Annotated in this window: 19 protein-coding genes; all 19 read right to left on the reverse strand. The window is 47.9% G+C overall.

Annotation, left to right across the window (positions count from 1 at the left end):
- Positions 1-21 precede the first annotated feature (21 nt).
- Positions 22-519, reverse strand: a complete 498-nt coding sequence (locus NSB25_RS10895; RefSeq protein ID WP_257479252.1) for a hypothetical protein — start codon at positions 517-519, stop codon at positions 22-24.
- Positions 520-541: 22 nt separating this feature from the next.
- A complete protein-coding gene (locus tag NSB25_RS10900) occupies positions 542-697 on the reverse strand; it encodes a SymE family type I addiction module toxin (protein ID WP_242982405.1) in 156 nt (51 codons plus the stop codon).
- 46 nt (positions 698-743) lie between these two features.
- Positions 744-1,175, reverse strand: coding sequence for a hypothetical protein (locus NSB25_RS10905; RefSeq protein ID WP_146040033.1), 432 nt, complete (start codon positions 1,173-1,175; stop codon positions 744-746).
- Positions 1,144-1,383: a hypothetical protein gene (locus NSB25_RS10910; RefSeq protein WP_103239697.1), complete on the reverse strand. Its 240-nt coding sequence runs from the start codon at positions 1,381-1,383 to the stop codon at positions 1,144-1,146. The genes NSB25_RS10905 and NSB25_RS10910 overlap by 32 nt, the downstream gene beginning before the upstream one ends.
- A gap of 291 nt (positions 1,384-1,674) precedes the next feature.
- Positions 1,675-2,121 (reverse strand): hypothetical protein, encoded by a 447-nt coding sequence (locus NSB25_RS10915; RefSeq protein ID WP_257479253.1) that lies wholly within the window; start codon positions 2,119-2,121, stop codon positions 1,675-1,677.
- A gap of 111 nt (positions 2,122-2,232) precedes the next feature.
- Positions 2,233-2,712, reverse strand: a complete 480-nt coding sequence (gene rlmH, locus NSB25_RS10920; RefSeq protein ID WP_103239698.1) for a 23S rRNA (pseudouridine(1915)-N(3))-methyltransferase RlmH — start codon at positions 2,710-2,712, stop codon at positions 2,233-2,235.
- 20 nt (positions 2,713-2,732) lie between these two features.
- Positions 2,733-3,431, reverse strand: a complete 699-nt coding sequence (locus NSB25_RS10925; RefSeq protein ID WP_146040034.1) for a hypothetical protein — start codon at positions 3,429-3,431, stop codon at positions 2,733-2,735.
- Between the two features lie 126 nt (positions 3,432-3,557).
- Positions 3,558-3,860 (reverse strand): Dabb family protein, encoded by a 303-nt coding sequence (locus NSB25_RS10930; protein ID WP_103239700.1) that lies wholly within the window; start codon positions 3,858-3,860, stop codon positions 3,558-3,560.
- Between the two features lie 161 nt (positions 3,861-4,021).
- Positions 4,022-5,407 (reverse strand): NADPH-dependent glutamate synthase, encoded by a 1,386-nt coding sequence (gltA, locus tag NSB25_RS10935; RefSeq protein WP_103239701.1) that lies wholly within the window; start codon positions 5,405-5,407, stop codon positions 4,022-4,024.
- 44 nt (positions 5,408-5,451) lie between these two features.
- On the reverse strand, positions 5,452-6,330 hold the full coding sequence (locus tag NSB25_RS10940) for a sulfide/dihydroorotate dehydrogenase-like FAD/NAD-binding protein (RefSeq protein WP_103239702.1): 879 nt from the start codon (positions 6,328-6,330) through the stop codon (positions 5,452-5,454).
- Between the two features lie 11 nt (positions 6,331-6,341).
- Complete coding sequence (locus NSB25_RS10945) at positions 6,342-7,814, reverse strand: chitobiase/beta-hexosaminidase C-terminal domain-containing protein (RefSeq protein ID WP_172455079.1); 1,473 nt, start codon at positions 7,812-7,814, stop codon at positions 6,342-6,344.
- 32 nt (positions 7,815-7,846) lie between these two features.
- Positions 7,847-9,517 (reverse strand): formate--tetrahydrofolate ligase, encoded by a 1,671-nt coding sequence (locus NSB25_RS10950; protein ID WP_103239863.1) that lies wholly within the window; start codon positions 9,515-9,517, stop codon positions 7,847-7,849.
- A 127-nt stretch (positions 9,518-9,644) separates the two neighbouring features.
- Entirely contained in the window at positions 9,645-12,437 is a 2,793-nt protein-coding gene (locus tag NSB25_RS10955; RefSeq protein WP_103239704.1) for a DNA translocase FtsK, read from the reverse strand.
- A 165-nt stretch (positions 12,438-12,602) separates the two neighbouring features.
- Positions 12,603-13,295: a ClpP family protease gene (locus tag NSB25_RS10960; protein ID WP_103239705.1), complete on the reverse strand. Its 693-nt coding sequence runs from the start codon at positions 13,293-13,295 to the stop codon at positions 12,603-12,605.
- Positions 13,296-13,463: 168 nt separating this feature from the next.
- Positions 13,464-15,017 (reverse strand): hypothetical protein, encoded by a 1,554-nt coding sequence (locus NSB25_RS10965; protein WP_103239707.1) that lies wholly within the window; start codon positions 15,015-15,017, stop codon positions 13,464-13,466.
- Between the two features lie 28 nt (positions 15,018-15,045).
- Entirely contained in the window at positions 15,046-16,041 is a 996-nt protein-coding gene (locus NSB25_RS10970) for a glycosyltransferase family 2 protein (RefSeq protein WP_103239708.1), read from the reverse strand.
- Between the two features lie 40 nt (positions 16,042-16,081).
- Positions 16,082-16,810, reverse strand: a complete 729-nt coding sequence (locus NSB25_RS10975; protein WP_103239709.1) for a YebC/PmpR family DNA-binding transcriptional regulator — start codon at positions 16,808-16,810, stop codon at positions 16,082-16,084.
- A gap of 57 nt (positions 16,811-16,867) precedes the next feature.
- Positions 16,868-18,229, reverse strand: a complete 1,362-nt coding sequence (locus NSB25_RS10980) for a hemolysin family protein (protein ID WP_103239710.1) — start codon at positions 18,227-18,229, stop codon at positions 16,868-16,870.
- A 127-nt stretch (positions 18,230-18,356) separates the two neighbouring features.
- The gene (locus tag NSB25_RS10985) at positions 18,357-18,698 is read right to left on the reverse strand and encodes a type II toxin-antitoxin system PemK/MazF family toxin (protein ID WP_103239711.1); all 342 of its coding nucleotides are present in this window, start codon (positions 18,696-18,698) and stop codon (positions 18,357-18,359) included.
- Positions 18,699-18,723: the final 25 nt, after the last annotated feature.

Genomic DNA, 18,723 nt, shown 5'->3' on the forward strand with positions numbered 1-18,723 from the left:
CAGGATATCATAGACCAGTTATTAAGAGGCTATTAAAAAGTTATTCCGATAAACTTGTTTGAAAGATCGTAAATACTGCTTACAGAACGAGTTTATCGGAATAATCCCAAAATCGGAATAATCCAGATTGATAATTAAACGAATCAATTCCCCGGATACAGGAGCGGTCGCAAGAAAGCGGATATCATAGGTGACTGACCCTTCCGTCAGAGAAGTATCTTCATTTCCGGCTCCCTGAATCATAGAAACACGATTGGATTCATCCGGGGCAACTGCCACTTCCCCCACCTGCGGCGTACCTTCAATATATTTTTCCGCAATCTCTTCCACATCACAGTCACGGTATTCTTCCAGGCAGTTCTTCATAATCCATGCCAGAATAATCTTTTCCGAAAGCAGCCGCTTGCAGGCCGCATCATAACTGGCTTTCTCGTCAGCCACACGGATGTTTTTCGCTATGGTGGTATCTGTATTCATGGCCTCACCCCCTGCTTTTACTGGTATTTTATCATATTTCATACGAACAGGCCACAGTATTTTTTCAGTCTTTTAAAATAACCAGTTTATTCTGATAGCACTCCACTGACACACTGCAGCCAATCTCAAAGCCCCACTGCTCCACCCAGTTCCCCTGCAGGATAATCTGCGGCACATTTTTTCCGCTCTTTGCCGTAAATGAATATGCTTTTATCCTCAAGATACTGCCAAACAGGAAGAATCTTCTGCATTATTTAATGATTTCATTATGTGATTTTCTGCAATAAATTGCTTATCCTTTCGGTACAATCCGAAATTCTGAGTTCTTTCCTCCGCCATGAATCAGCTAAAGGAAAATATACTCCATCCTTTACGCTTGTTCCTAAATCCCAGCTTCCACATTCATTTTTATTTGATATAAGCCAGTTTGCAACAAAGCTCAATTTTTCCCGAGCCTGCTGATAATCCGCTAAAGCTTCAACTGCAGCTAAGTAATGACTTGTCTCTTTGGATGCAAATGTTTCCGGTAGTTTACCAAGACATTTATAATAAACATAATAAATACCTTCTGCCCTTGAAATATAATAATCTAATAAAAGTTTTTCCGTTGCTGAGTTTAAAACTCCTTGTAATAACGCCACATGATAAAACATACCAAAGCCTGTTTCAAATCCGCTTTTTGGTTTTCTGCCTGCCACTGACACACAGACACATTCGTTCTAAAACGATTTGAATTGCTTCATCCTCCTTCGTAAACCCAAGAATTCTAAGTCTGCGAATCGCCTGTTCCGTTGTCAGTACTTTTTTATATGTTGGCTGGCTTAATGAATGAAAATTCCCCCACATTCCTTCATCATTTCTACTATCCAGTATTTGACTTGCCCATTTACCTCTTTTGTGATTCATCTCAGTATCATCCCTAATTTATATGTGTTCAAAAAACAACATAATAACTATCGCTGTTCTATCCTGTACAAAAACCTGTCCTTTCACCTTTACTTGTGATATGGTTCTCCATAATAACCTTAAGTGCATAAACTCCTGAGAAAACAGCCCAAATATTACCCCTGTTCTGCCTTCTACAACTGCATACAATTTCGCATTTACTTATGGCATGGTGCTCCATATCATACCCAAGTGCAAAAATCTCGTAATATTATTTCAGACAGAACACAAAAAATGCTCTGTCTGAAATATTTAACTTATTTCTTTCAAGTAAGTTTCTGCAGTTTCTTCTGTCAGACCAAATTTCTCTCGAATCTTACTCAAGATAATTTCATCCGCTATCTGTAACTCTTTTAATGTAGATACCATCGCTACTATCCCTTTCCGAATTCCTTTCTCCTCCACACCCTTACTTAAATTACACATAAGCGACACCTCACTTTCCAAGGCTAAAGTCATTTTGATATGAAAATCTTCCTCCAATATCTGGCACTTGTCCTGTGAACCTGTCTCCGTTGACAGAAGCACATTCAACAATTTCAATAAATCCGTATCTGAATCTCCCTCTTTCCCAAGACAGATCATAACAGCCGCCATCAAATCATAATCCGCTTTTCGTTCCTTTACACTGCCCACCAGATTCTCTTCCGCAATGTAATAACGGGTAATGCTGTTTTCACGGCTCTTTGGCGGATTCATGCAAATCCATATGCTGTATACTTTTTTGATATTCTCATAGTGGGAATTCCATGGGGTTAAAATATAACTCTTATTCTCTTTTATTTCCAAGAACGCATGTCCGTTTCGCCCTCACTTATGATATGGTTCTCCCTGTATAATCCGAAAAGCCCGGTAAATCTGTTCTACAAGAATTACCCGCATAAGCTGGTGGGGAAATGTCATATCCGAAAAACTCAGCGCCATGTCCGCACGTCTGCGCACAGACTCATGCAGGCCCAGGGAGCCGCCGATGACGAAGACGATATGACTGGTTCCCCTTACCGTCAGCCCCTCCATCCATCGGGCGAAGCCCTCCGATGTCAGGCGCTTCCCTTCTATCTCCAAGGTACAGACAAAGGCGTCCTCCCGGATTTTATCCAGAAGGCGCCTTGCCTCTTTTTCCTTTATCTGCTCCTCTAAAGCCGCACCGGCCCCATCGGGCGTTTTTTCATCCGACACTTCCAGGAATTCCAGTCTGCAGTATCTGCTCAACCGCTTTTCATATTCCAGGACAGCATCTCTGTAAAATTTTTCCTTTATCTTACCCACACATGCAATGGAAATCTTCAAATTGGTTCCTCACTTCCAACTTATGTCGTATCCTTATCCGCCCCGAAGACCATCTCATAAACAGTATCGTCAATCAGCTTTTCCAGAAAACCCTGGTCCAGATTCACAAACTGATGATTCAGCCTGGCTTTTATCGCTTCGAAACGTTTAAAATATAGAATTTCCTCTGCCTCGTTTTCACCTGAGCTGATCTGCTGGTCCAGCTCTTCTGCACGAAGATTCTGCCCGCACCATTCCAGCAGGGTAGATTTGACAGAATTTTCCGATTCTGCTCTTTTTTCAAATACCAGGGCGTTTTTCATGGATACGATGCCGGCCACCAGAAACAGAATAAATATGGCAGCCATTACACCGTAAAACAGATATGCATTACTGAAATGCAGAGGAATCACTCCTGTGATTCCAAGCATTAAGCCGACAATTCCCAGACCTCCAATGACCATCAAAACCCATGCGGAGGAACGATTTTCATTAGCCCGTTCAGCATTATCCCGATACAGAGAGCTGTATTGAGATAATCCATGGGGTTTTCCGGACATGATATCTTTTTCCGGCGGATTCTCCAACATGCCGGCCTGATCGTTTTCGTCTTCTCCGGCTTCAGATTCCTCTTCAATTCCGGTTCCAAACACAGTTTTATCCGTAACAGACTGTTCTGCTTCCAGACAGGCAAACTGTTCATCGTCCACCAGTTCACTGCCACAATCAGCACATATCAAAAATCCTTCTCTATACTCGCTTCTGCATTTCGGACACCACGGCATATCTGTCTACCTACTTTCCTCTTTAGAATGAACATAGACCAAAGCACATGACACTACTCGGTTGTAAAGCCGTCTGAACTGTTACATAAACTCATAGTCCATACAGGCCCTGTTACAGGTAACACTTCTCACATATTTTCCTGCCTCCACATGAGCCGGATGGTTTTGATAGGTTGTCAATGCATCCGGCGTTTCAAATGTGGAAATCAATGCAATATCACGGTTGCTGGAAAGAAACTCATTTCTGACAACCTGAATCTCCACCGCCCCAGGCACCAGTTCTTTAATAGGCTCCAAAAGTGCCTTCATTTTCTCTCCGGCCTCTTTCCGCTCACTTTCGGATAATCCTTCTGTAAAATTCCACAATACAATATGTTTTACCATAAGTTCTCCTTTTTTACTTCCCACTCAGGTATTCGTCTATCCCCTTTGCAGCTACTTTGCCGGCGCCCATGGCAACCCATGGGCGAATTACTTCCCGCTCAGGTATTCGTCTATTCCCTTTGCAGCTGCCTTGCCGGCGCCCATGGCAACCCATGGGCGAATTACTTCCCGCTCAGGTATTCGTCTATCCCCTTCGCAGCTGCTTTGCCGGCGCCCATGGCTAAGATTACTGTGGCGGCTCCGGTTACGGCATCTCCTCCGGCGTAAACGCCTTCCTTGCTGGTCTGTCCATTTGCCTCCTCAGCCACAATACATTTCCACTTATTGATTTCCAGTCCTTCTGTGGTAGAAGAAATCAACGGGTTCGGAGAGGTTCCCAGCGACATTATCACGGTATCCAGCTCCATGGTAAACTCGGAACCCGGGATTTCCACCGGGCGTCTGCGACCGGATGCATCCGGCTCACCCAGCTCCATTCTGATACATTTCATACCGGTTACCCAACCTTTTTCATCTGCAAGAATTTCCGTGGGATTGGTCAGCAGGTCGAAGATAATCCCTTCCTCTTTGGCATGATGAACCTCTTCCACTCTGGCCGGCAGCTCTTCCTCACTTCGGCGATAGACAATATGAACCTCCGCTCCCAGACGCAGCGCTGTTCTGGCCGCGTCCATTGCCACGTTGCCGCCGCCTACTACCGCCACCTTCCTGCTGTGCATAATGGGTGTGCCGGAATTCTCGTCAAAAGCTTTCATCAGATTGCTTCTGGTCAGATACTCATTGGCGGAAAATACACCGTTGGAATTCTCTCCCGGAATTCCCATGAATTTCGGCAGGCCGGCTCCCGAACCGATAAACACGGCTTCAAACCCTTCCTCCTGAATCAGCTCGTCAATCGTTACCGATTTCCCCACCACTACATTGGTCTCTATCTTCACCCCAAGAGCTTTCACATTTTCGATTTCTTTTGCCACCACGTCCTGCTTCGGAAGACGGAATTCCGGAATTCCATAAACCAGCACGCCTCCCGGCTCATGCAGTGCTTCAAAGACAGTCACTTCATATCCCATCTTAGCCAGATCTCCGGCACAGGTTAATCCTGCAGGGCCGGAACCGATAACAGCTACTTTTTTCCCTTTCTTCTCTTTGGGACCATTGGGCTTGATTCCATTCTCCCTGGCCCAGTCAGCCACAAAACGCTCCAGCTTTCCGATGGAAATCGGATCCCCCTTGATACCGCGGATACATTTTCCCTCGCATTGTGTCTCCTGAGGACAGACACGACCGCATACGGCAGGAAGTGCACTGGCTTCGCTGATAATCTGATAGGCTTCTTCGATATTTCCTTCCTTTACCTTCTCGATAAAGGCCGGGATGTTTATTGCCACAGGGCAGCCCTTGATACACTGCGCATTTTTGCAGTTGATACATCTTGCGGCCTCAGCCTGTGCCTCTTCCATATTATATCCCAGACATACTTCTTCAAAATTGGCTGCACGCTCCTTTGCGTCCTGTTCCCGCACGGGAACCTTTGTTAAAACGTCCATTTATTCTCAATCCTCCATATTTTCCCGATATCAGCTGCTTTCTGTCAGCCGCAGTTCCCGCATCCGCCGTGGTGAGTCTCTCCTTCTTCCAGCTTCAGCGCAGCTCTTCCTTCCTCAGTCCTGTAAAGCGTCTGCCGTCTCATTGCCTCGTCAAAATTCACCCCATGACCGTCAAACTCCGGGCCATCCACACAGGCGAATTTCACTTTTCCATCCACAGTCACACGGCAGGCCCCGCACATGCCAGTCCCATCTACCATAATGGGATTCAGGCTGACAACCGTGGGAATCCCCAGTTCTTTGGTAAGCAGACAGACAAATTTCATCATGATCATGGGGCCGATGGCAATGCAGACATCATATACCTTTCCCTCTGCCACCAGATCTTTGATGGTCTGGGTCACCATCCCGCTTCTGCCGTAAGATCCGTCGTCTGTTGTTATGTAGAGATTTCCGGCCACGGCTTCCATTTCTTTCTCCAGAATCAACAGATCCTTCGTCTTGCTTCCCACGATTACATCCGCATCCACACCGTTTTCATGGAGCCATTTCACCTGGGGATATACAGGAGCCGTACCCACACCGCCGGCCACAAAAAGGATTTTCTTCTTCTTCAAAGTCTCCGGGCTTTCCTTCACCAGTTCGGAAGGGCATCCCAGAGGCCCCACAAAATCATGAAATCCATCTCCCTCCTGAAGCCTGGCCATCCATTGCGTGGCAGCTCCCACACACTGAAATACAATGGTTACCGTTCCCTTCTCCCGGTCATAGTCACAAATAGTAAGTGGAATTCTCTCGCTCTCCGCGTCTGTACGGACAATGACAAACTGCCCCGGCAGACATTTCCGCGCCACTCTCCCTGCCTCCACGTCCATGAGATAAATATTTGTGGTAAGCTCTGTTTTTTTAACAATTCTGTACATAATCCACCTCTCTATTCCTCTTCCTGGGAATCTTCTATTAATTCTATCTCAATCAAACTCAGACGGCCGTTATTCTCCCGCTGAAGTTTAAATTTTTCCCCCGAATATACATTTACGGCAAAATTATTCCCCGTTCTGGTGACATTGCCGTCCGCCGTTCTATAGCTTTCCGCTATCACATAGAAATCATTTATTTTATTGATATTTCTCACATACAGATACTCATATTGATAAGTATCTCCGGACTCGTCAAAATGTCCTGCTTCATCGAAGATTTTACCGGTATTGATGGAATATTCCACCACAGATGCCACTGCCTGCTCAGGTGTGTAATCTGTATTCAGAATCAGGTAATAGGTTCTCTCTTCAACGGTCCCCGTGACACCGTCCACGATTCTGGCAAATTTAAAGTTCGATTTACCAAGAGGCATGGGAATCGGTCCGGTGTATGCATTGGAAGAGTACGTGGGATCTGTCCCGTCCGTGGTATAATAAATGTCCTCGATATCTTCACTTGTAATCTCGATATACATGGGAAGATTATATTCTCCGCTGAGAGCACTTATTTCCGGCGGCAGAATTTCGTTATTCTCTATATGATATTCCTTTGTCACCACATCGCTGGCAATTCCCTTCTCATTCACAACAAATGCCTTGATGATATAATCGCCGTTTTCCAGAATGACCGGAGCCGTATAGGGTGTACTCTCTTCCGTGGGCTCCGTTCCGTCCATGGTGTAATAAATTTTCCCTTCACTGTCGGTGGTCAGTTTCAATGGCTGAATACTGGTATAGTATCCTTCATTGATGCTGAATTCCGGCACCCTTGCAATGTATCCCTGATAAGCGGAAATCAGCGACTCATTTCCGCTGGCCACCAGCAGTTCGTTGATCGTCTGATAATCTTTCCTGTCACGATAAATCGCTATCAGTTTTCCGTAAGCACCGTCCAGCTGCTCCGCAGTGGCATTCTCGCTTTTCACAATTTCCCGGAGAAGATATTCATACTCCACTTTATTATTTTTCATAAGATAGACATCTGCAAGGCTGAAAACAAGCTCTATATTATCACTGTCCAGTTCCAGAGCACGATTATAGCAGGAAATCGCTTCGTCTAATCTTCCAAGCGAAACATACTGCATGGCCTTATCCACCTGATATTCCTCGGAATAATAACCATACATATACCACGCGACGCCGCCTCCCGCTGCCAGAAGCAGCAGGACAAATGCCAGCAGCACCTTCGGCCAGATCCTTTTTTTCCTTCGGCCGGTATTCTTTATTTCTTCCGGTTCTTCCTGAAATTCCTCAAAAGTATCCTGCTTTCCGTCTGTGTGCAGTTCTTCCAGAATAGTATTGATAGACTGCTCTATGTTCCGCTCCAGCTCCGGTTCAAAATCGGGCACGATATGAATATCTTCACCGCAATGTTCACAGTATAAAGCCCCTTCGGCCATTTCTTCTCCGCAATTGGGACATTTCATATTTGCTCCCGTCCGTCCGCTTTCAGCGGACATCAAAACAATCCGGTTATCACCCCATCATCGCTTACATCAATTCCATAAGCTGCAGGTTTCCGGGACAATCCGGGCATCGTCACCACATCTCCGGTCAGCACCACCACAAATCCTGCTCCCGCAGACACATACACTTCTCTGACTGTCAGTTCAAAGTTCCGGGGTCTCCCTAAAAGTTTGGGATTATCAGAAAAAGAATACTGATTTTTTGCCATGCAGACAGGAAGATGCCCGAATCCCAGCTCTGTCAGTTTCTTCAGCTGTGACCTGGCAGCAGCGGAAAAATTCACGCTCTCCGCCCCGTAGATTTCCGTTGCCACCCTGTGTATTTTATCTGCCAAAGGTAATGTATCCTCATAAAGTACCTGAAAATGACTTTCCTTCTGTTCCAGCGTCTCCAGTACTTTCTGTGCCAATGCAATACCGCCTTCGCCGCCTTTTTCCCACACTTCGGACAAAGCGAACTCACATTGCCTCTCCTCACAGAAGCCGCGCACATACTCTGTCTCCGCCTCTGTATCAGTGACGAAAGCATTCAGCGCCACTACTACAGGCACTCCGTATTTCTGCAGATTTTCAATATGTTTTTCCAGATTCTCAATTCCCTTTTTCAGAGCCTCCAGGTTCTCCCGGTTCAAATCTGCTTTCGCCACTCCTCCATTATACTTCAAAGCGCGGATTGTTGCAACAAGTACTGCGGCATCCGGCTTCAAACCTGCCATGCGGCATTTGATATCAAAAAACTTTTCCGCTCCCAGATCAGCGCCGAATCCTGCCTCCGTGATACAGAAATCCGCCATTTTCAAGGCCGTCCTGGTAGCCCTGACAGAATTGCACCCATGAGCAATATTTGCGAAAGGACCTCCGTGAACAAGCGCCGGCGTATGTTCCAATGTCTGAATCAGATTCGGCTTCAGCGCATCCTTCAAAAGAGCCGCCATGGCGCCTGTGGCCTGCAGGTCTCCGGCCGTCACCGGCTCCCCGGCGTAATTATATGCCACAATAATCCTGGCCAGACGTTTCTTGAGATCCTGCATATCCTCAGCCAGACATAATACCGCCATGATTTCACTGGCCACGGTAATGACAAAATGGTCCTCTCTGACGAATCCATCTGTCCTGTTCCCAAGACCGACCACAATATTCCGCAGTACCCTGTCATTCATGTCCAGACAGCGCTTCCACACAATCTGCCTTGTATCAATCTGCAGCTCATTTCCCTGCTGAATATGATTATCCAGCAAAGCGGCCAGGAGATTGTTGGCGGAAGTAATGGCATGAAAATCTCCGGTAAAATGAAGATTCAGCTCTTCCATGGGCACAACCTGCGCATATCCTCCGCCTGCCGCTCCGCCCTTTATGCCGAAGCATGGTCCCAGAGAAGGCTCCCTCAACGCAATTACCGCTTTTTTCCCCAGTCTGCCGAAAGCCTGTCCCAGCCCGACACTGGTAGTGGTCTTCCCCTCTCCCGCCGGAGTCGGATTGATGGCAGTCACCAGAATCAACTTCCCTTCAGGTCTGTCCCTGAGGCTGTCCAGGAATTCATCCGAAAGCTTTGCCTTATACCTGCCATAAAATTCCAGAGCATCCTCCGGAATTCCAAGCTTTTCCGCCACCTTGCCAACAGGCTCCATCACTGCTTCCTGTGCGATTTCGATATCTGTCTTCATGCATTCTCCTTTTTCACATTTATTTCTGTCCAATCCGCAGCCATTCAGACTCATTACCCGGCATAACTGCTCCTGCGGCAGCCAAACGGCCTGTCTTAATAGTTCCTGGCTGTTACAGCTGTCCGCCTTACAGCATCTCCTCCCGCAGCTGTTCAAACTGTTCGGGACTCATAAGGATTTTCCTGGGCTTCGTCCCTTCTTCCTCCCCTACAACACCATACTGACAGAGCTGATCCATAATTCTTGCAGCTCTGTTAAATCCAACCTGAAGGGCTCTCTGCAGCATACCAATGGAAGCCTTGTCCTTGTCAATGATCAGACGCGCCGCCTTTTCGAAGAACTCGTCCACATCACTGCCCCCGGAAGCTTTGCCGCCTCCCGCAGCAGAATTCCCCATACTGGCAATTTTTTCCTCTACCTCCTCCGCATATGTATTGCCCAGAACCTGATTCTTCAGGAAATCAACCACATCGGACACTTCCTGATCAGATACAAAAGCGCCCTGGACCCGGGCCGGTTTGGAATAGCCCTGGGGATAGAAAAGCATGTCTCCCTTTCCCAGAAGCTTCTCTGCCCCCACCATATCCAGAATCGTCCGGGAGTCCACACCGCTGGATACGGAAAATGCCACACGGCTGGGCATATTTGCCTTTATCAGACCGGTGATGACATCCACGCTGGGACGCTGCGTGGCAATAATCAGATGAATCCCGCAGGCGCGGGCCAGCTGTGCCAGACGACAGATGGATTCCTCCACTTCACCGGGACATACCATCATCAGATCCGCAAGCTCGTCCACAATGATGATAATCTGCGGAAGCCTCTCAGGGGCGTTTTCCTCTCCCTTCTCCCGCATGGATTCCACCTTTTTATTGTAGCCTTTCAAGTCTCTCACATTAAAGTCCGCGAATTTCCGATATCTGTCCTCCATCTCGGACACGCCCCAGTGCAGCGCCGCAGATGCCTTTTTGGGGTCTGTCACAACCGGAATCAATAAATGGGGGATACCGTTATAGATACTCAGCTCCACCACCTTCGGATCCACCATAATCAGCTTGACATCATCCGGATGTGCCTTATACAGAATACTCATGATCAATGTATTGATACAGACGGATTTGCCCGAACCTGTGGCCCCTGCAATGAGCATATGCGGCATTTTGGCAATATCGGATACCACCACTTTTCCCGCAATGTCCTTTCCCACAGCAAAGGCAATATTGGACTGAAAGTCCCGGAATTCTCTTGTCTCCAGCAGATCACGCAGAGACACCGTGGCATTTTCCTTGTTGGGTACCTCGATACCCACAGCTGCCTTCCCGGGAATCGGCGCCTCGATTCTCACGTCAATCGCCGCCAGATTCAGCTTGATGTCATCCGCCAGTCCCACTATTTTCGAGACCTTTACTCCCTGTTCCGGCTGCAGCTCATAGCGGGTTACGCTGGGCCCCTGACTGATATCCGTAATTGTCACTTTCACACCGAACGTGTTCAGCGTCTGCTGAAGCCGCAGTGCCGTCTCCTTCAGTTCACGCTCGGAATCTCCTGTGGCCGCCTTTCCTTTTTGGAGCAGAGTAACAGGCGGGAACGCATAAGGCCTGGGCTCCCGCGGCGCCGGCACAGCACGTTCAACACTCTGTGCCATCTCCGGCTGTCTGTGTTCTTCCGCCTTCAGTCTGCCGGCCTCTTCCATCTTTTGCCCTCCGGCTTCTTCCTCCCCTGCCGCCTCAGGCACCGCATCTATTATCCGTTCCTTATGTATCCGTATAGCCGGCTCCGGCGCCGAAGGTTCCGGTGCCGAAGATTCCGGAACTTCAGCTGCAGGCTCCCGTCCGGGAACAGTCTGCTCTTCCGGGTAATCCGCCTCCCCGTCTACCATTACCTGATGTACCCCCCGGATCCGTACTTTTTCAAATGTAAATTCCGGCTGGACAGGTGCTTCCACGGATATCGGTTCCGGCTCATCTGTAATCTTCCGGGTGCCGGTTCCCGCTTCCGTCAGTTCCTCCCCGGACAACATAATCTCATGTATATCATCCCGGCGCTGTGCCGTATCCCCGGGTCTGGACAAGGCAGTATCCAGCATGACGCCGGACACCTTTCTCTCCATCCGCAGTATTTTTTCGTTTTCCTTTTCTTCCGCCTTCAGCCTGCGTTCTTCTGCCTTCCTGGCACGCTGTTCCTCCTGTACCTGACGCCTTGCCATGGTCTGTTCCCTGCGTCTCTGTGCATTTTCCGCCTGTTCCTGTCTGCGTACCTCCGCCAGCTCTCTTCGCCTCTGGGCCTCCTCCCTGGATAGCTCACGCACACGGCTGCCGCCGCGTTTCATGGTACCCAGCAGTGATTTCTCTGTCAGCAGAATCAGGCTCACCACACAGCAGAGAAGCACTACCAGAACTGCTCCCAGAGTGCCCAGATAATGCTGCAGCAGAAAGCTTAGGCTTCCGGCCAGAATACCGCCGCCGTTTTTCTGCATGCGGCAGTTCTCATAGAGCACTTTGACATCGTACTTTTCCATACTGCCTGCCGCCTTTACCGCCAGATCGCTGACCACGCCTGCCATTACAAAAAGCACCATCCCTGCAGACAGCTTCCGGGCCGCGCTGGGATTTCCTTCGTTTACAAACCAGAATGCCGCGGCCAGAAACAAAAGCACAGGCATCACATAGGCTGTCAGCCCGAATATACCGAACAGCACTCCGCTGACTGCCTCGCCGGCAGGCCCTATTATCCCGAAATTGCAGCAAAACAAAAACACCATGGCAGCAAACAGCACAATCAGCCCTATCTCATGAAAAAGAGCAATTTCCTGTGCCGTCTGTGCGGCGCTTTTCTTCTGTCCGGTCTTCTTTGTCCTGGAAGTACTTTTTGTCGTTCTTTTATTTGAAGATGATGATTTTCTTCCGCTGGAAGCAGCCATCTATGATCAACCTCACTTGTTTCTGATATGATTCTGTAATTGAATCTCGCTGCGCTGTTATACAGAGCATGAAGCCTTTACTTTCTGTCAGCGTTTTTCAATTATATCATTTTTAACCCCGCTTGTCATTATCTATTTTGTTCCGGACAGCTTCCTTCCTGTCTCTTACGATTCCGGAATCATTTCATGCAGCTTTGCGATTGCTCTGTCGATACCTCCCACCTCGTCTATAATCCCATACTTAACGGCTTCTTCCCCTACCAGAATGGTTCCCACATCCTTCGTCAAAATACCTGTCTCAGTCATCAGACTCTCCAGCGTATCCTTGTTAATATTGCAGTGACTGCACACAAAACCCGTAATTCGGTCCTGAATCTGTTTAAAATAGTCAAATGTCTGAGCTACCCCAATGACCATACCGCTCATCCGCACCGGATGAATCACCATGGTTCCCGTGGGCACAATATAGGAATAATCTGTACTGACCGCTATGGGTACACCGATGGAATGACTTCCCCCCAGAACCAGAGATACGGTAGGCTTGCTCAACGAAGCAATCATCTCCGCAATGGCCAGTCCGGCCTCCACATCTCCGCCCATGGTATTCAGAAGAACCAGCACACCCTGTATATCCTTACTGTCTTCGATAGCGGCGAGACTGGGCAGAATATGTTCATATTTTGTGGTCTTGGAATTGTTTGACAGATTTTCATGTCCTTCTATTTCTCCGATAATAGATATCAGATGGATATTTCCCAGCTTACCGCTCTCATCCAGCGTCGCCTGCCCGGTCTCTTCAATTCTTTTGTCCTGATGCTCTTCTCTCTCTATTTTTCTGTCTTCTTTATGCTCGGCCATGCCATTCTCCTTTTCTCAGGAACTTTCCCGTTCTGAATCTGTCTTCCGAACACTTCTGTTCCCTTTACATAATCAGGGAGCGTATCTGATACACTCCCTGATAGCATTGCCGTTTTTATGTGAAATATCCCTGTAACCGTATATTTATCGAAGCATAAATTCTCTGTATCAGATATCAAAATCATCCTCTTCTGCCACTGCAAAATCAAAATCATCCTCCGGGGCAGACCGCAGCGGATAATCCATAACACGCTTTACATGCTTTTTGGGTACCGGAAGCGGATTTTCCAGAAACTGCACTTTATGCTCTGCACTTTCTTTTTTTAATTCCTCCTTCAGCGCCTTCTCCCGCTGAAGCGCATCCTCCTTAGTCTCGTTTTCCGCAGATATTCCCTCTCTTTCTTCTGCCTCCTCAGGAACACTGCTTTCAACCTCACTGTCCGTAAGTTCCTCAATGACCAGGTCATCCTCCAGACTGCTCTGTACAGCGGCTTCCTCCGAAGCCTCAGGAGCATTTTCCGTCCGGAGACACTGAGCGACTCCCACTCCCGCCAAAAGGACCAGCAAAACATATGTGAAAAAAAAGCTCTGCTGCTCTTCCGCGAATATTCCAAAGCATCCCGCCGCCATAACAAAATACAGTGCCGTCACACCCCATGATATTCTCTCTTCCCGCCTGTGACACCAGAAGCTGAAAATGCCGAAAGTCAGAGCGCCCGCCAGCACCCATACTTCCGGGCTCGTACCTGCGGGGCCAAATGTCACCGGCAGCCGAAATCCTTCGGGAGCATACAGCGCAAACCACGCTCCCGCCACGCCACGGAATGCTTTTCCGCTCAGCATCGCATCCAGAAACAGAAAAACCGGAAATCCCACCCCTGCTCCTGTCAGGCATAAAAGGAACGACGCAAGTTTTCTGCCCCTCTCCACCTCTTCTCCCCGCCTGCAGAAAATTACTCCCGCGGCAAAGACCAGAAGAAGTATCCCCGTTATATCCAGATAACAGCAGAATGCCGCCAGAATTCCCGCCAGAAAGAACAATGCCGGTTCCGGCTTCCTTTCGAATTTCCAGGTGATCAGAGAAACGGCAATCATGAAAATCAGAAAATACAGCATTCCCGGTGAAAGTACAAGTGAATTGCGAATCATATACGGGGCATACATAAAAAAGCCGAAAGTCACTGTTGCAGCTATCGCCCCCGCCAGCTTACGCATCACGAAAAAAAGCAGAAGCAATGCTGTCATCTGCAAAATGATCTGAACCCAGATCCCGTTGACAATATGGTTCCCCAAAAGCACGAAAACCTCGTGCAGCAATTTTATGTAAAGATAGGATGCACCGTGTACAATCTGCGGAATCCTCTGTCCGGTCACCACTTTCGCGGCCTCGTAATATTCTGATGACAGCTCTGCATTTCCGATTCCCTGCACCCTGGCAAAAAGGCCTGCAAACAAAAGTGCAGTCACCAGTATGGCTTCGACCAGAATCAGAATCCCGCGTTTTTCCGCTGAAAATGATGTAAGCACAGGCGCCAGAGCCCGAAACTTAAAAACAGCCGCACAGACAATTATTCCATACAACACAGCAAGCGCTATCCCCCAATACGCCGCCAGCCCTGCCTCTGTACAAAGCACAGCACCAACGGCGATCAGGATAACGCCTGCCATAAAACTATACAGTACCCATGTCAGATAACTAAATGCATTTTTATTCCAGCTCATTTCAGCCCTTCCGGTTCATCTGGTATTTTCATTCCTTTTCATTTGCCGCGTCAGACCTTTCCACGTCTGTGTCTGCCGCATCATACAGAACTTTTTCAATATTATACCGGGGCCGCTGCTTTACCTCGATATAAATCTTCCCGATATACTGTCCCACCAGGCCGATGGCAAGTAGCTGCAGCCCTCCCAGAAACCAGATGGACAAAATCAGAGAGGTCCACCCCGGTACCACATGACCGGTAAAGTAGGAAAATAATGCATAAATCAGCGCCAGTATGGAAAAGAAAATAATCAGCAGCCCCAGTCCCAGTATCAGACTGATTGGCTTTACGCTGAAGGAAGAAATTCCGTTAAACGCCAGCGCCAGCATTTTTTTCAGCGGATATTTGGACTCTCCCGCCGCCCTTTCCTTCCGGTCGTAATAGACATTGGCCGTCTGATAGCCAATCAGCGGCATCATTCCGCGCAGAAAGAGATTCGTTTCCTTATATTTTGAAAATTCCTCCACCGCCCGTCTGGACATCAGTCTGAAATCAGCGTGATTATATACCGTCTTCACTCCCATCAGACCCATCAGCTTATAAAAGGCCTGGGCTGTGGTCCTCTTGAAAAAAGTATCCGTTTTCCGCTCTCTTCTGACGCCATAGACAATATCGTTTCCCTCATGGAACCTGTCTATCATCTCTTCAATGACTGCCACGTCGTCCTGCAGGTCCGCATCAATGGAGATCGTTACATCACACATATCCTTCGCTGTAACCAGTCCTGCTGTCAGCGCAAACTGATGTCCCACATTGCCCGCCAGCTTTACGCCGCTTACCTGCGCCGGATATGCCGTATGCTCTTCTTCTATCAGCTCCCATGTGCGGTCTTTGCTGCCGTCATTTACAAACAGAATGAAACTGTCCCCGGCGATTTTCCCTTTTTCAGTCAGGTCCGCCAGAACCCCTCTCAAGGCTTCGGAGGCAAGCTTCAAAACCTCCTCCTCATTATAACATGGCACTACGATTGCCAGCTTATCCATAAAATATTCCTTTCTTCACAGCGGAAGGAAAATGGGACCATTACTCATCCCAGTTATGATATACCGCCTGAACATCGTCATCCTCGTCAAGCAAATCCAGAATTCTCTGCAGAGATTTTACCGCAGTCTCCTCTGTCAGCGCCACATAATTCTGGGGAATCATTGTAACTTCCGCACTCATCATGGGAATTCCCGCCCCTTCCAGAGCCTCCCGCACCGCATCGAAATTATCAGGATCTGTCAGCACTTCATAGCTGTCTTCCTCTTCGTTAAAGTCTTCCGCCCCCGCGTCCAGCGCTGTCATCATCAGATCGTCCGCCTCCAGCTCACATTCCTCTCTGTCAATGATAATCTGCCCTTTCTTGTCGAACATAAAGGAAACGCAGCCGGGAGTCCCTATATTTCCCTGCCCTTTTGTGAAGGCACTTCTGACATTGGCAGCCGTACGGTTTTTATTATCCGTAAGCGCATCCACAATAATTGCAATTCCGTTAGGACCGTATCCCTCATAGGTGATATATTCGTAATTTACATTGCCCACATCTCCCGCGGCTTTCTTGATGCCTCTCTCGATAGTGTCATTGGGCATGTTGTTGGCTTTCGCCTTGGCAATCACAGTGGCAAGCTTGAAATTATTGTTGGGGTCCGGGCCGCCTTCCTTTACCGCAACAGCGATCTCTCTGCCGATAATGGTGAAAATTTTACCCTTCGCCGCATCATTTTTTTCCTTTTTATGCTTTATGTTTGCAAATTTTGAATGTCCTGACATACTTTTTCTCCTTCTTATTTCTCTTATGATTAGCTTACCCTACTGCCCTTAAGTCTCTTAAGACTCCTGGGGCAGAGGCGCCTTTGCTCTGGTGACCAGCACACTTTGAATCATCTTATGTTCAACGGACTGAATTTTAAAGTTATATCCTCCGAAATCCACATCGAACTTCTCATCTGGCTCCGGTATCTTGTCCAGCCTGGAAATCAGAAAGCCGTTTAATGTGTCAAACTCTTCCTCCTCGAAAGAAATCCCAAAGGTCTTTTCCAGTTCTTCCAGGGGCGTTTTCCCTGCCACGATATATTCATTCCCGCCTCTATCTTCAATATACTCACTTATCTCATCATATTCGTCAAGGATATTGCCCACAATCTCCTCCAGAATATCTTCCATGGCCACAAGTCCGTCCGTCTGTCCGTACTCATCCACCACAATGACCATCTGCTGCTTCCCCGCCTGCATCTCCCGGAACAGTTCGTCGATATGCTTTGTCTGAGGAATGAATACCGGATCCCGCATCAGCTCCTCCAGATCCTTCAATGGGCAGGTCAGATTTGCCGCATCCGCATGAAAACGCAGAGCATCCTTCAGATGCAGAATACCAATTATATGATCTATGGTCTCTTCATAGACAGGATAACGACTGTTCTTGCCTTCCATCATAAAAGTAATCGCATCCTGCAGGGACGTCTCCGCGTCGACAGCCACAATATTTTTCCTGTGAGTCATGATATCCTGCGCTTCCTTGTCTCCGAATTCGAAGATATTGGAAATCATCTCCGCCTCGCTGGCCTGAATCAGTCCCTGTTCATGCCCCTCGTTGACCATATTGATGATTTCTTCTGTCACATCGGTCTCGTCCGCCTTCCCGTTTACACCGAATATTCTCAGAATCCCATTGGTGGTCAATGTGACAAACCCGGTAAAAAAAGCCAGAAGCTTCGTGACAAAAAATACGGGGGTAATACAGGCATAAGCCCATTTCTCCGGGGATCTGGCCGCAATCTTTTTGGGAAGCAGGACCCCCAGCGTAAGTGTTATGTACAGAAGAACAAAGGTAGAGAGGACTGCCGCCACAATCAGAATCAGATTTGCCGGCAATTCTTCCATTTTCAGCTGCCGCTCCGTTATAAGCTGAAGGCCATTTGACAAAGTGCGAAGCAGCAGACTCAGGTGAACCGCTCCAATCACTATATTGATTAAAGTAGTAATCAACTGTACCGTATTGATATAGTCTGTAGGATTGCTGATGATTGCTTTCAGTCGGACTGACTTCTTATCCTTATCTTCTTCGGCCCTCCTTTCAATCTCTTTTTCATTCAGGGAGTCAACGGCCGCTCCGAACCCATAGAAAAACATATCAATAAAAAGCAACACTACAAAAAAGAAAATACTGGCAGTAGGCCCACCATCGTCCATTTTAATCCTTTCCTCCGTCAAATTATATTCCGTAATTCACTTTTCATAATACTCTGTGTATTAAAAACTGTTTTGCATATCATAATATACCATCTTCAAAGCCGTTCGTCAAGAACCGGAACACGTACTATGTATCCAGCTCCAGGCTGACCATCAGGGCCCTGTTCACTCTGTTCATGATTTCTCCGTCCAGGTGGCACACTTTATCCTTCAGGCGTTTCTTATCTATGGTTCGAAGCTGTTCCAGCAGAACCACCGAATCCTTATCCATATCATACAATGTGGAATTCAGCTCAATATGGGTAGGCAGTTTGGCCTTATTCATCTTGGAAGTGATAGCTGCGCAGATCACTGTGGGACTGTGCCTGTTGCCCACGTCATTCTGGACAATCAGCACTGGCCTGATTCCTCCCTGTTCCGAACCGATTACCGGTCTAAGATCCGCATAATATACATCTCCTCGTCTCATTTTCCCTCCAAATCCATTCTCCCGG

This window comes from Acetatifactor muris, from assembly GCF_024623325.1.
Lineage (GTDB): Bacteria > Bacillota > Clostridia > Lachnospirales > Lachnospiraceae > Acetatifactor > Acetatifactor muris.